A 12,942-nucleotide genomic window follows, 5' to 3' on the forward strand; every position below is an offset into this window, starting at 1 on the left:
GGCATAAACGCGAGAGAAAATACCTCTCTCGCATTTATTCCACGGTCCTCTTGACCCCCTTTCAGCCATCACTTCCCAGGCTCTCCCAAATGAACCAAAAACCATGAAACGAAGCATACAAGGGGAGATTCCTGAGTCGCTGACGCGACTTTCACATTAACGGGTCGAGTCGGTTGGAGAAAGAGCGCCAGGCGACGCGCACCGGAGCCTGCGAGTCATCGACCGATGCGGGTTCGAGGTGCCGTTTCATCTCTGCACCCCCCTCGTGGGCCTGTCCCTGCTACCCATCCTTGCAAAAATGCGGGCTCGTTCGCCCAAGCAACCGTTCGGGTTTGCCGTGAGAAGACGGTACGGCGCTCTTTGCTCTCGCACGGGCTTGATGTCCCCAGGGGCGGACGAGCCGCCGTACCGAAACCACCAGTCTGTGGATTTGTGGACCATTCGCCTGTGGCGAACCGGGTCGCTTGCCGTGGAAAACGCTTCGCGTTTCCCACCGCGCGCCCCTTTGCCCACAAGCTCCACAGACCACATTTCATTTACATCAATTCCCTAAAACTCACTATACAAGGGAAGGTTCGTGAGTCGCATACGCGACTTTCACATTAATCGGCGATAATGGCGGCGTTGCCTGTGATGACGAAGCCATGGACCCTTCGCATAGCCCCTGCCAGATTGATCCTGCCCGCCTGACCCGGCTGCTCGGATCGGCGCAGAGTCGCTTCACGATCGAAGCGCTGCGCGAATGCAGCTCGACCAGTACCCTGCTGCTCGAACGCTCCCGGCAAGGGGCGACGAGCGGTGCGCTGCTGGTTGCCGACCGGCAGACGGCTGGACGTGGCCGTCGCGGTCGTAGCTGGCAATCATCTCCCGAAGCCAGCCTGACCTTCTCGCTCGCCTGGCGCTTCAGCGGCGACATGGCGCGGCTGGCGGGACTGTCGCTGGCGGTTGGCGTCGCCGTCGCACGTTCGCTCAAGGCCTGCGGCGTCGCCGGCGTCGGACTCAAATGGCCCAACGACATCCTCCTCGACGGCGGCAAGGTCGGCGGCATCCTGATCGAACTGGAGAGCGTGCCGGGTGGCATGCTGGCGGTGATCGGCATTGGCCTCAATCTGCAGATGCCTGCCGTTGCCGCCGAAGAGCTGCAGCAATTCCTGCATCGCCCGGCGGCCTTGGCGCAGGCGCTGTCGCCAGCGCCCGATCGCCACCGCCTGCTGGCGCAACTGCTGCTCGATCTCGCCGCCGTTCTCGACGACTTTTCGGCGGGCGGTTTTCGCGCCGTGCGCGACGAATGGCAGACGCACCATATCTGGCAGGATCGTCAGGTGCGTCTGCTCAACGACGGGCAGCTCGACCGCCAAGGGACCTGTCTCGGCGCCGACGCCGACGGCGCGCTTCTGCTCCGAACGTCGAACGGTATCGAACGCTGCCTGTGCGGCGATCTGTCGCTGCAAGTGGCATGAACATCGCTATCGACGCGGGCAATAGCCGCATCAAATGGGGCGTCCATGACGGCAGCCGGTGGCTGGACAGCGGCGTGCTGGCGACTGCCGATGTCGAGTGGTTGAGCGAGGCCGCCGACGAATGGCCGGCGGCGGCACGGGTGGCGATCTGCAACGTCGCCGGCCACGAGGTTGCCGCAAGCATTGCGGCTCTGCTCGCCGGGCGGTACGCCCAGGTCTCGTTCCTACACGCCAGCACCGAGGCCTGCGGCATACGTAATGCCTATGAACATCCCTGGCAACTCGGTGCCGACCGCTGGGCGGCGCTGATCGGCGCGCGCGCCTTGCTCGGCAGTACCTGCTTGGTGGTCTGCGCCGGCACGGCGACAACCATCGACCGGCTCGACGCCTCCGGCCTGTTTCGCGGCGGCCTGATCCTGCCGGGGTACGACCTGATGCGGGCGGCGCTGGCAAGCAACACGGCGCAGTTGCCCTTCGCCGAAGGCGTTTTCCGTAGCGAGCCGCGCAACACCAGGGACGCCATCGTCAGCGGCTGCCTGCAGGCTCAGCTCGGTGCCGTCGAGCGGATGTTTGCGGCGATCGCCACCGAACCCGACGCCTGCTGCCTGTTGACCGGTGGTGGCGCCGCGCCGCTGGCGGCACATCTGCGCATCCCTTTCCAGTTGACGGACAATCTCATCCTCAGCGGTCTGGTACGCTATGCCGAATCCCTTTGAACCGCTCTGCCTGTGGACAGGAGATGCCGCATGCCGACCCACCTCTTGACGACCTTGCCCGCCTTCCTCGCCTACTTCGCCGTGGCGATGGGGTTGCTGGTGCTGTTCTTGCTGGTCTACCTGAACGTCACGCCTTACCACGAGGTCGCGCTGATTCGCGCCGGCAACGCAGCGGCCGCGGTCAGCCTGGCGGGTGCGCTGCTCGGTTTCGCGATGCCGGTGGCCAACGTCATCGCCCATAGCGATACTCTGATCGACCTCGCTTCCTGGGGAGCGATCGCCGGCGTCATCCAGATCCTGGCCTATCTGGTGACCCGTTTGACGCTGCCGCAACTCAATCAGGACATTCCGGCCGGAAGGATCGCACCGGCGATATTCCTGGCCGCCATTTCGTTCAGCATCGGCCTGATCAACGCCGCCTGCATGACCTACTGACCGATTTCTCTCTCCCGGCGCTAGCCAGCGTGGCGCCGGCCTGCCAACCTTGTGATCAGGAGATTGCCATGGCGCTCATGGATTTCATCAAGAAACAGTTCGTCGATGTCATTCACTGGACTGAAGAAGGCGACGGCGTCCTTGCCATGCGCTACCCGATGCAGGATTTCGAGATCCAGTACGGGGCGCAACTGACGGTGCGCGAGTCACAAATGGCCATCTTCGTCAATGAGGGGCAGATCGCCGACGTTTTCGGGCCCGGTCGCTACCGGTTGACGACCAGTACCCTGCCGCTGCTGACCAACCTCAGGCACTGGGACAAGCTCTTCGAGTCACCCTTCAAGTCCGATGTCTATTTCTTCTCGACCCGCCTGCAGTTCGACTGCAAATGGGGAACGCCGAATCCGATCACCATTCGCGACAAGGATTTCGGCATGGTGCGGATGCGCGCTTTCGGGATCTATTCGTACAAGCTGACCGATGTGCGCAAGTTTCACAGCGAGATTTCCGGTACGCGTGCGCAATACACCGTCGCTGAACTCGATGGCCAGTTGCGCAACCTGGTGATCAGCTCGATGACCGACCTGTTTGGCGAATCGGGGGTGCCTTTCATCGACATGGCGGCCAACCTGGACGAACTGAGCCGGGCCCTCGAGGACAAGCTGACCAGGGTTTTCGAGCGCTACGGACTGACGCTCGACAGCTTCGTCGTGCAGAACGTATCGCTGCCCGACGAACTGCAGAAGATCCTCGACAGCCGCATCGGCATGAACATGCTCGGCGACCTCGGACGCTACACCCAATACCAGGTCGCCAACAGCATCCCGCTGGCGGCACAGAACGAGGGTGGCATTGCCGGCCTCGGTGCCGGCCTCGGCGCCGGACTCGGCATCGGCCAGACGATGGCGGCGGCGATGGCACAGGCGATGCCGGGCAGCGGCGCGCCGGCGCAGCCGACAGCCTCGGCAGGCCCTGCCGGCAGCGCCGACGAGGTCATCGCGACGCTCGAGAAGCTGCATGGCCTGGTGGCCAAGGGAATCCTCTCGCAGGCCGAATTCGACGCCAAGAAGACCGAACTGCTCGGCAAGCTGGTCTAGATCACCGGCCAGATCTGTGAAGGTGCCGGCCGCCCGCTCGTGAAGACTGCCCGCTGCCCGTCCTGCGGCGCGCCGGTCGCTTTCCGGTCGGCGACTTCGATCTATGTCGTCTGCGAGTTCTGTCGCAGCACCCTGCTGCGCAGCGGCGAGGATCTGCAGAACCTCGGCCGCATGGCCGAACTGCTCGAAGATCGTTCGCCGGTCCAGATCGGCAGCACCGGCACTTTCCGCAAGCACCCGTTCACGGTCATCGGCCGCATCCAGATGCAATATGAAGCCGGGATCTGGAACGAGTGGCATGTCCTCTTCGACGACGGGCGCACGGCATGGCTCGCCGAAGCCGCCGGCGAGTGGCTGGTCAGCGCGCAGGTCGCGGTCAGCGACCCGCTGCCGGCGTTCGCGGCGCTGGCGCCGGAGATGCCGGTGATCCTCGACGGACGCACCTTCACCGTCAGCAACCTGGTCACCGCCCGCTGCATTTCCGGGCAGGGCGAACTGCCGTTCAAGGTTGCTGCCGGCTACGATGTCCAGAGCGCCGACCTGCGCGGGAACAATCGCTTCCTGACCATCGATTACAGCGAGACGCCACCGCTGGTTTTCGTCGGCCAGGCGGTCGCCTTTGCCGAACTCCAGCTCAGCCATCTCAGAAATCCGGACGATCACTCGCCCGCCGCGGCGCCGCAGGTCACGGCGCGTGCCTTCAATTGTCCGCACTGTGCGGCGACGCTGAGCATCCATTCGCCGGCCATCGAGAGCGTCGCCTGTGAAAGTTGTGGATCGATCATCGGGATCGACAATGAAAACATCAAACTCCTGGCCAGGGCCGCACAGGCATTGCGCGAAGTGCCCTGGCTGCCGCTCGGCAGCCAGGGCAGGCTGGATGGCATCGACTGGGAAGTGATCGGTTTCATGCGCCGCAGCAGTCGCTCGCAGGGTGGCGACGAAGCGTGGTCGGAATATCTGTTGTTCAACGAGCAGCAGGGTTTCGCCTGGCTGATCGAATACCAGGGCCACTGGAATCATGCGCGCACGCTTTCCAACCCACCGTCGGTCGGTCGCGGGCAGACCCAGTTCAAGTATCAGGGGAACGAGTTCCGGCTCTACAACCATGGCTCGGCCGAGGTGATCTACGTCGTCGGAGAGTTCTACTGGCGGGTTGCCGTCGGCGAGACCTGTACCGTCGACGATTATGTCTGTCCGCCACGGATGTTGTCGCGCGAGGTGACGGCGAAGGAAGCGAACTGGTCGCAGGCCGAGTACCGGCCGGCCGACGAGATACGTACCGCTTTCGGCGTCAAGGCGCCGCCGCCCCGCCAGATCGGCGTCTATGCCAACCAGCCGAACCCGCTGCTGGAAACGCATCGCCGCACTTGCCGGCTGTTCTGGCAACTGGCGCTGGCAGCGACCCTCGTGCAGCTCGTTTTCGCGCTGTTCTTTGCATCGCAGTCGGTCCTCAAGCAGCGCATCGTGCTTTCGCCACAGAACGAAGAGGCGACGCTGAACAGCCAGGAATTCGTCCTCAAGAGTCGTGCACGCGCGCTGCAGGTCCGCCACAGCACCGATGTCGACAACAACTGGCTGTCGGTGAACACCGCCCTGATCGAAAAGAACAGCGGCGAGGCTTACCAGGGAATGCAGGAAATCAGCTACTACCGGGGCGTCGATGACGGCGAGAGCTGGTCCGAGGGTTCGGCATCCGATGAAATGGTGTTCAGGGCTGTGCCGGCAGGCACCTACTACCTGGTCATCGAGTACGAACTCGGGAAAGACAATGTGTCGGCCGTGGTCGACACCCTGGAAGTCATCCGTGACCCGGTCGGCTGGTCGAACTATGTGCTGCTGCTGATCTTCCTGGTGATCTTCCCCTTGTGGTCGCGCTGGCGGAAGGCGGCCTTCGAGGCACGGCGCTGGAACGAAAGCGACCTGGGTGGCGAGGCAGACTGAGGTGCGATGGCCATGATCAGAAGCAACTGGATCGCCGGCCTGCTGGCATTGCTTTTTTTCTCGTATGCCCAGTATCAGGGCTGGAGTCTCTTCGCCCAGGACGCCGCCACCCAGACCGCACGCGTCGCCGGCGGCGCACGCAGTTATCACAAGTGATCGATTCGGCTTGCGGGTATTGGATTTCCGATCCTTTTTCCGCACAGGACTCGCGCCGATTCTCGAATATTCACAGGGCCATCCGGGAGCAGTGAAACGCTCCTCGGAGCGGTTCTGGCGAAAATCGACGACGGTTCGGCGGAGATTGAGCGTCAGTGCGTCAGGGCGAAGCGGCGGATGGCCGCGTCATCCTGGAAGCTCACGAAACAGATTCTCGCTCTCCAAGGACGTCAGGGGGGTCATCGCCCACACCCCCATCCGCGCCGCCAGCGGCGTGAACAACCCTTCGACAATCCCCGCTCGCAGTTCCAGCGGACACTCGCTCGCGCCGTTCGTTCCGACCGCGCGATAGCGATGCCGCATTACCTTCACGGGCCCCACTGCCGTCATGTACTCCCCAACGGCAGTCACCCCCGGCCGATGGACGATTCCGTCAATGACCACCTCGGGCAGCGTGACGTCCAGCCTCGCCAAGAAACTCTCGCTCCGCTTCGTTGAACCGCCTGCGGACCTCTCGTTCAAACGCTTCGAACCCGCCCTCATACTCCCGACCACTGTGCCGCCGTTCTTCAATGAACTTCAGCAGCCCCTCCAGCGCCTTCCCGCCAACAACCCAACAACCCTTCCCGTTCCCTCGTCACTCAACTTTGCTACACTTTCCATGGGCCGATCTCCGAGGGTTATCCCGCAACGAAGCCATCGTTTTAGCATAGAGGTCGGCCAAGGTCGGCTCAACTCTACTCCCCCATCACTCTCCAAACTCACCCTCAGCGACCAAATTGGTCGGATTACGTCAATATAGCGGCGTAACATATTGATGATATTATCAATTTAAGAGCTACACCCAATTTCTATCCTTTGTTTTGGTACTGATCAGTTCGTCAGCGGCAAGGCCAGACAGAGTCGCGTACCGCCGATCGCCGACGGCAAGGGCCGCAGGCTGCCGCCGTGCAGCGCCGCCACGCGTTGTGCGATCGCCAGACCAAGGCCGCCGATACCGCCGCCGGTGCGTTGGAGCGGCGGGTCGCGCAGCGACTTTCCCTGCTCGAGACGACTCAACAGTTCTGCCGACAGACCGGGGCCGGCATCCTCGATCACGACCTCGGCCCGCCCGTCTTCACGCCGAAGACTGACGCGCACCGGTGCAGCGCCTGCGGCGTGCCGCATGGCGTTGTCGAGCAAGTTGCTCAGCGCGCGTTCGATGAGTTGCAGATCGCCCTCGAACTCCAGGGGACCGGGGGGTGCACCGTGCAAGGTCACGGGCGGCGGCCCCTTACCGAGGTCGAACTTCTGTACCGTGTCGGTCACCAGTTCGTCGAGCCGGAAACGCTCGCGATGCAGCACCTGATCGGTAGACTGTAACGCCGCCAGTTCGAACAGTTGCTGCGAGAGACGGCGAACCTTGTCACTCTGGGCCAGCGCCGCCGTCAGCACGCGCTCGCGTTGCCCCGACTCGGCCAGCGTTTTTCCGGCCAGCGCTTCGAGCTGACCGTGCAGCGCCGTCAGTGGGGTTCGCAGGTCATGTGCGACGCTGGCCATCATCTCGCGGTGGTCGCTCGCCTGTTGGTGCTCACGCGCCGCCTGCGCCTCGATGCGTTGCGTCATCGCGTCGAAAGCAGCGCTGATGGCGCTCACCTCATCGCCGGTGCTGCGTGCCTGCTCGCCCGTCGGTGTGCGACGACCGTCGGCGTCGACGGGGTTCAGACTATGCAGGGAGTAGTCGCGCAGGCGACCGGCCAGACGATGCAGAGGCTGGGTCAGGCGGCGAAACACGAAGACGCCAACCAGAAGTGTTACCAGCATCCCGGCCGCAGCGACCAGGCCGGCACCTTGCCAGACCCGGCGCAGGCTGAGCTGCCCGGCCACCTGCGCGCGCGCCGGCCCGTCGAGCACGACGTACAGGTACCCCGGCGGCCGCGAGTCACCGGCACGCGGCGGGAACATCGCGGCGCTGAAGATGCGAGGTATGCCCGAGCCCATCGGGTCGGTACCGCGCAGCGGCAAGGCAGCGCCGGCCAGGAAGTTGCGCACGGCCCGGAGGTCCACCTGTTCCTGTCGCACCATGCCGGGATCGCCGATGTACGCCTGGACGCGGCCGTCTGCATCGAGGACATAGACCTGGATACCCGGGTTGACTACCATCAGCATTGACAGCAGCGCCGCGCGTGCCGCCCGGTCGGCCTGATCGGGGTCGGTCAGCGTGATTTCGGGCCAGTGTTCGACGATGTGCCGTGCGAGTCCATGCGACAGCCGTTGCAGCGCCTCCTGTTCGTGCTCGGCTGCAACATGTCGGCCGAGCAGACCGACGAGCGCGCCGTAGGCGAGCAGCAGCAGCGCCAGCGCCAGCGTCAGGCGGGTGGTGAAGGAACGGCGGCCGAGCATGCAGGCTTTTCTTCGAAACGGTAGCCGACGCCCCAGACGGTGACGATCCGCCGCGGGTCGCGCGGGTCGTCTTCGATCTTCGTGCGCAGACGGTTGATGTGCGAGTTCACGGTGTGCTCGTAACCGTCGAAAGCCGCGCCCCAGACGCGCTGCAGCAGTTCGCCGCGGCTGAACGCACGGCCTGGATGGCGCGCCAGGAAGTACAGCAGGTCGAATTCACGCAGGGTCAGAGGCACGGCATCGTCGCCGCGCAGCAGCTCGCGGCGGATGGTGTCAAGGCGAAAGGAACCGAAGCGCAGTTCCGACCCTGAAGCCGATGCCGGCGACGAACGCCATTGCTCGATCCGCCGCAGCAGGGCGCGCACGCGTGCTACCAGTTCGAGCATCGAGAAGGGCTTGGCGAGGTAGTCGTCGGCGCCCAGTTCGAGCCCCAGCACGCGGTGCGCCTCGGCCGACCGGGCGCTGAGCATGATCACCGGCACGTCCGCGTGGCGCGCCCGCAGATGGCGGCAGACGTCCCAGCCGTCGGCACCCGGCAGCATCAGGTCCAGCAGGACCATGTCCCAGCGCTGGCGATCGATCGCCGCCATCGCCTGCAGACCGTCGGACTCGCGATGCAGCCGGTAGCCGGCCTCCTCCAGGTGCAGACGCAAGGCGGCGGCAATCGCGTCGTCGTCTTCGACGAGCAGCAGTTGCTCGTTCATCGGGCGACCGACATCGCGCGCGCGCGGCGCCGGTGCGTCCAGGAAAGGGGAACGACGCCGCTCGACGTCACACCGGCGCGACGAGAAGGGCCGGCGGCTCGCCGCGGCGCCGACGCGACAACCAACCGGCGGCGAACAGGCCGGCGGCCATCAGCGCGGACGTGGCGGGCTCGGGAACGACCGCGAAGCTGATTCGGTAGACGTCCGCGTCGGCGGCCAGCCCGCTCGCGAAGACGTAGCCGGCACCCGTGGTCAGTCCGTCGAAACCGGCAAGTTCGGCGAAATTGAAGCTGACGACGCCGTTCTGTGGCGTGCGCAGATCGTTGTTGCCGACGAAGGCAGCCGCCAACGGATCAAATAGCTCGGATCCGGCATCCCAGATGTCGCGTGCTTTCTGACCGATCGATCCAATCAGCAGATTGCCGGCGGCGTCGAACAAGCGGAAGCGCGTCGGCGAGTCGTTGCCAATGAAGAAGTCGTTGCTGGGCACGACCATCGCGGCGAAGGTGAAGAAGGGATTCAGCATCGTATCCACCAGGAAGCGGCTGCTACGACTCTCCCCGGGCTGTAGCAGACCACCAATCGTGCCGCGCGTTGCGCTCGGATCGGCCGCCGCGAAGGCCGGGTGCCAGACCGAGCCGCTACCGCCTTCGGCCACCGAGACGATCGCCGACGTGGCGGTCTCGCCATTGTTGAAGGCGTCATAAGTGCCGTTATTGAAGCCCAGGTGCAGCGGCGCAAAGCTGATGCTGTTGGCGGGTGCAAGGTTTTCGACCTTCACGGTAACGTTGAGCTGGGCTGCACCGGCCGCCGCGCACAAGGCAAGCGCAGTGGTACCGACGGTGAGGCGAGCCAGAGTGAAAGCAGTATGGTACATGAGGGTTCTCCTGTCAGGATGTGGTGGTCGGCAAGCGAGCCCGCAAAGCAGACTCGTCGAGCCGATCATAGGCAGCCCACATCCCGCAGTCCTCATCGAAAGATCACGGCGCCGTGAATCCCGCCTCGCAAGCGGGCAAGCTTCACGCGGCGTCGGCAAGCGTCTCAGGACCGGGCAAGCTGGCGATCGACAGGGAGAAACCGTCGCGCACGCGGTGCAGAAGGACCGCCGGTGCATCTGCATGTGGGCACTGGCGCAAAGGGGAAGTTGGTAAGGGAGGAAACAGCGGCAGGGGCAGCCCGCGGCCGCTTGAGCATTGCAGTTCAAAGTGTTGGGAGGTACCGACAGGCTTTCCTCCCCCACAAGGGGGAGGAGCGCGATCACACGACATCCATGAAGCCGCCGACGTACCGCGCACAGCGGAAAAAGAGGATTCCTGAGAGGACTGCGCCTGCAATGCCGGCACAGATGGCTTCACCACCTCTCAGGCCATCGGGGTGGACAGGGCCTGCCTGACTGCCGCGACACGTGCTGCGTGCAGGCGTGCAGCAATTTGTGCGCGCTCGGGACAGGCATGTGCAATCGCCGCCGCGTTCACGCTGCGCATCGCCACCAGCGCCTGTCGGAAGAGCGCCGGGGCAAGGTAAGGACGGTCCTGCCAGCCGAGACGGCCGTGAAAATCACAGGTGCAGGCTTCGAGCAGTTGCTCGAAGCGGCCTGGCCGGCGCAGGGCATCGGTCTTTTCGAGAAGCCTGACGATCGTCGCCGCCGTCAGCTCATGAGCACGGTGTATCTTGCCGTGGCAGCGCGCCACCAGCAAGGCCAGATCACGACAGTCCACCGGCACATTGAGGCGCGCACAGACTTCGCCAGCCAGTTCGACACTGCGTTCTTCATGACCGGGATGACGCGGCAAATCGGTCTCGGGAGTGGTGCCCTTGCCCAGGTCGTGCAGCAGCGCCGCCCAGCGAACCGGCAGGGCGAAACCACGCTGCGCCGACTGGTCGACAACCATCAGCACATGCACGCCGGTATCGACTTCCGGATGATAATCGGCGCGCTGCGCGACCCCGAAGAGACGGTCGAGTTCCGGCAACAGGCGGGCCAGTGCGCCGCCGGCACACAGGACTTCGAACATGCGCGACGGGCGGACTTCCATCAGACCCTTGGCGAACTCCTGCCAGACGCGTTCGGCAACCAGATGGTCGAGTTCGCCGCCGACGACCATGCTGCGTACCAGCTCCAGGGTTTCCGGAGCGATCGTAAACTCGGGAAAACGCGCGGCAAAACGCGCCAGACGCAGAACACGCACCGGGTCTTCGGCAAAAGCCGGGCCGACATGACGCAGGACGCGCGCAGCGAGGTCGTCAACGCCGCGATAGGGATCGATCAGCGAGCCGTCGGCAGCGCGCGCGATGGCGTTGATGGTCAGATCGCGGCGCGCCAGATCCTCGCTCAGAGTGACGGCAGGTGCCGAATCAAAAGCAAAGCCATGGTAGCCGTGACCGGTCTTGCGCTCGGTACGCGCCAGCGCATATTCTGCATGCGAATGCGGGTGCAGGAAGACCGGGAAATCCTTGCCCACCGGCTTGAAACCGCGTGCCAGCATCTCTTCGGCGGTGGCGCCGACGACCACGTAATCGCGATCCTGGATCGGCAAACCCAGCAGCTCATCGCGAATCGCACCGCCCACCGTGAAGATCTGCATGCTTGCCGCGGCTCGTGCTTAATGCGAAAGTCGCGTCAGCGACTCACGAATCTCCCCTTCCCAGTCGTGGAGGAGGGGTCGGTGGAGAGGGAAACGGTCATCACTTTCATGATCGGAGATCCCTGGAAAAGGCATGACCGTCAAGGTCGTTGGCTCAGCGACCGGCACGATAGCGAAAGCGGTCGAGGCGAAGCTGGACAATTTCGTTGGGCGAGAGATAACCGGGCGCCACGGCTTCGAGGGCTTCCGGATGCCAGTCGGGATAGTCGTGCTGGCCATCGCTGACGCTATCGACTTCCATCGAGCGCAGGTTGTCGGGCGACAGCGGCGGATTTGGCAGCAGCCACATCAGACCGGCCTGCAGGTACGCCCAGCCACCGCTCCCGAGGTCGATGATCTTCGGGGATTTGCCGACCAGTTGGGCGGTGTACTCGACCAGTTCGCGCAGGCTGTAGACCTTCGGCCCGCAGAGCTCGTAAGTCTTGCCGAAAGTCGCGCCATTGCCCAGGCAGTCAGTGAAAACGCTTGCCACGTCGCCGATATAAACCGGCTGGAAGCGTGCCTCGCCAGCACCAAGCGGCAGAATCGGGAACAGCTTGATGAGCTTGGCGAACATGTTGAGAAAGGCGTCATCCGGTCCGAAGATGACCGAGGGACGAAACACCGTGATGTCCAGTTCCTGCATGGCGGCGTGGACGATCGCTTCGCCCTCGCCTTTCGAACGGAGATACTCCGATGGCGCATTGGTGGCAGCCTTGAGCGCGCTCATGTGGACCAGGCGGCGAACGCCGCTTTGCCGCATCGCGGCGACGATCTTTCCCGGCAGGTCGACATGTGCGGCAGCAAAGCCCTTGCCATACGGCAGGCGCGAATCATGATCGTGGAGAATGCCGACGAGGTTGATGACCGCATCCTGACCGCGCATCAACTGGACGAGTTCCTGCGGGTCGTGCACATTGGCCTCGACCATGCTGATCATCGGCAGCATGGTCAGCTTCTTGGTGTGGTCGCGATGGCGGGTCGGTATGGTCACCCGGATACCGCGTTCCGAAAGGCGACTGGCAATCCAACCGCCGACAAAACCACTCCCGCCGATCAACAACACGTTTTCGAGTTCCATAGTTTCCTACCGGTAATTTGAATGTCGGAAAACCGTCATTTTAATGTGAAAGTCGCATATGCGACTCACGAATCTCCCCTCCCGTGTGTGAATGAAAGTGTTGGGAGGTCCCGACAGGCTCCCCTCCCCCTCGCGGGAACGAAGGCGGGGTTTCGCGGAGCACTGCTCCGCGCCGCCGCAGCCGGCCCGCGATGCAGCGCGGGCCGTGGAAGGGGTCGGGGGAGAGCAACTGTGTTCCCGGTCAAGCATTTTTAGAGACATTTTGATGTTCTGGATTCCACGGAATACCCGATTTGACGATGGCGTTCATAATCGTCAGCATCTTGTGCATGCAAGCGACCAA

At 63.8% G+C, this 12,942-nt stretch carries 12 protein-coding genes and 1 pseudogene; 6 read left to right on the top strand and 7 right to left on the bottom strand.

Going from position 1 to position 12,942, the window contains the following annotated elements; all coding sequences use genetic code 11:
• The first annotated feature begins 644 nt into the window (after nucleotides 1-644).
• From V5B39_RS19335 to V5B39_RS19360, 6 genes are all read left to right on the top strand, one after another.
• Nucleotides 645-1,460, top strand: coding sequence for a biotin--[acetyl-CoA-carboxylase] ligase (locus V5B39_RS19335; RefSeq protein WP_332344490.1), 816 nt, complete (start codon nucleotides 645-647; stop codon nucleotides 1,458-1,460).
• On the top strand, nucleotides 1,457-2,176 hold the full coding sequence (locus tag V5B39_RS19340) for a type III pantothenate kinase (RefSeq protein WP_332344491.1): 720 nt from the start codon (nucleotides 1,457-1,459) through the stop codon (nucleotides 2,174-2,176). Before V5B39_RS19335 ends, V5B39_RS19340 begins: the two co-directional genes overlap by 4 nt.
• A 30-nt stretch (nucleotides 2,177-2,206) precedes the next feature.
• Nucleotides 2,207-2,611, top strand: a complete 405-nt coding sequence (locus tag V5B39_RS19345) for a DUF350 domain-containing protein (protein WP_332344492.1) — start codon at nucleotides 2,207-2,209, stop codon at nucleotides 2,609-2,611.
• 68 nt (nucleotides 2,612-2,679) lie between these two features.
• On the top strand, nucleotides 2,680-3,708 hold the full coding sequence (locus V5B39_RS19350) for an SPFH domain-containing protein (protein WP_332344493.1): 1,029 nt from the start codon (nucleotides 2,680-2,682) through the stop codon (nucleotides 3,706-3,708).
• Between the two features lie 39 nt (nucleotides 3,709-3,747).
• A complete protein-coding gene (locus tag V5B39_RS19355) occupies nucleotides 3,748-5,652 on the top strand; it encodes a DUF4178 domain-containing protein (RefSeq protein WP_332344494.1) in 1,905 nt (634 codons plus the stop codon).
• Nucleotides 5,653-5,664: 12 nt separating this feature from the next.
• On the top strand, nucleotides 5,665-5,808 hold the full coding sequence (locus tag V5B39_RS19360) for a hypothetical protein (RefSeq protein WP_332344495.1): 144 nt from the start codon (nucleotides 5,665-5,667) through the stop codon (nucleotides 5,806-5,808).
• A gap of 186 nt (nucleotides 5,809-5,994) precedes the next feature.
• Here V5B39_RS19360 and V5B39_RS19365 read toward each other — a convergent pair whose 3' ends face one another.
• The 7 genes and pseudogenes from V5B39_RS19365 to V5B39_RS22295 all read right to left on the bottom strand — a co-directional run.
• Complete coding sequence (locus tag V5B39_RS19365) at nucleotides 5,995-6,282, bottom strand: hypothetical protein (protein ID WP_332344496.1); 288 nt, start codon at nucleotides 6,280-6,282, stop codon at nucleotides 5,995-5,997.
• Between the two features lie 399 nt (nucleotides 6,283-6,681).
• Complete coding sequence (locus tag V5B39_RS19370; protein ID WP_332344497.1) at nucleotides 6,682-8,190, bottom strand: sensor histidine kinase; 1,509 nt, start codon at nucleotides 8,188-8,190, stop codon at nucleotides 6,682-6,684.
• Nucleotides 8,157-8,894 carry a response regulator transcription factor gene (locus tag V5B39_RS19375; protein ID WP_332344498.1) on the bottom strand — a complete coding sequence of 246 codons (738 nt, stop codon included), beginning with the start codon at nucleotides 8,892-8,894 and terminating at the stop codon, nucleotides 8,157-8,159. The genes V5B39_RS19370 and V5B39_RS19375 overlap by 34 nt, the downstream gene beginning before the upstream one ends.
• Nucleotides 8,895-8,961: 67 nt before the next feature.
• A complete protein-coding gene (locus tag V5B39_RS19380; RefSeq protein ID WP_332344499.1) occupies nucleotides 8,962-9,771 on the bottom strand; it encodes a spondin domain-containing protein in 810 nt (269 codons plus the stop codon).
• A gap of 484 nt (nucleotides 9,772-10,255) precedes the next feature.
• On the bottom strand, nucleotides 10,256-11,479 hold the full coding sequence (locus tag V5B39_RS19385; RefSeq protein WP_332344500.1) for a multifunctional CCA addition/repair protein: 1,224 nt from the start codon (nucleotides 11,477-11,479) through the stop codon (nucleotides 10,256-10,258).
• A gap of 154 nt (nucleotides 11,480-11,633) precedes the next feature.
• Nucleotides 11,634-12,599 (bottom strand): complex I NDUFA9 subunit family protein, encoded by a 966-nt coding sequence (locus V5B39_RS19390; protein ID WP_332344501.1) that lies wholly within the window; start codon nucleotides 12,597-12,599, stop codon nucleotides 11,634-11,636.
• A 241-nt stretch (nucleotides 12,600-12,840) separates the two neighbouring features.
• Nucleotides 12,841-12,942: pseudogene (locus tag V5B39_RS22295) on the bottom strand (IS110 family transposase); the annotation flags it as partial.

The sequence above is a fragment of the Accumulibacter sp. genome (assembly GCF_036625275.1).
Taxonomy (GTDB): Bacteria; Pseudomonadota; Gammaproteobacteria; order Burkholderiales; family Rhodocyclaceae; genus Accumulibacter.

Coding starts and splice junctions, on each gene's coding strand:
- V5B39_RS19335 (WP_332344490.1), top strand. CDS start 645: ATGGACCCTTCGCATAGCCCCTGCCAGATTGATCCTGCCCGCCTGACC.
- V5B39_RS19340 (WP_332344491.1), top strand. CDS start 1,457: ATGAACATCGCTATCGACGCGGGCAATAGCCGCATCAAATGGGGCGTC.
- V5B39_RS19345 (WP_332344492.1), top strand. CDS start 2,207: ATGCCGACCCACCTCTTGACGACCTTGCCCGCCTTCCTCGCCTACTTC.
- V5B39_RS19350 (WP_332344493.1), top strand. CDS start 2,680: ATGGCGCTCATGGATTTCATCAAGAAACAGTTCGTCGATGTCATTCAC.
- V5B39_RS19360 (WP_332344495.1), top strand. CDS start 5,665: ATGATCAGAAGCAACTGGATCGCCGGCCTGCTGGCATTGCTTTTTTTC.
- V5B39_RS19370 (WP_332344497.1), bottom strand. CDS start 8,190: ATGCTCGGCCGCCGTTCCTTCACCACCCGCCTGACGCTGGCGCTGGCG.
- V5B39_RS19375 (WP_332344498.1), bottom strand. CDS start 8,894: ATGAACGAGCAACTGCTGCTCGTCGAAGACGACGACGCGATTGCCGCC.
- V5B39_RS19380 (WP_332344499.1), bottom strand. CDS start 9,771: ATGTACCATACTGCTTTCACTCTGGCTCGCCTCACCGTCGGTACCACT.
- V5B39_RS19385 (WP_332344500.1), bottom strand. CDS start 11,479: ATGCAGATCTTCACGGTGGGCGGTGCGATTCGCGATGAGCTGCTGGGT.
- V5B39_RS19390 (WP_332344501.1), bottom strand. CDS start 12,599: ATGGAACTCGAAAACGTGTTGTTGATCGGCGGGAGTGGTTTTGTCGGC.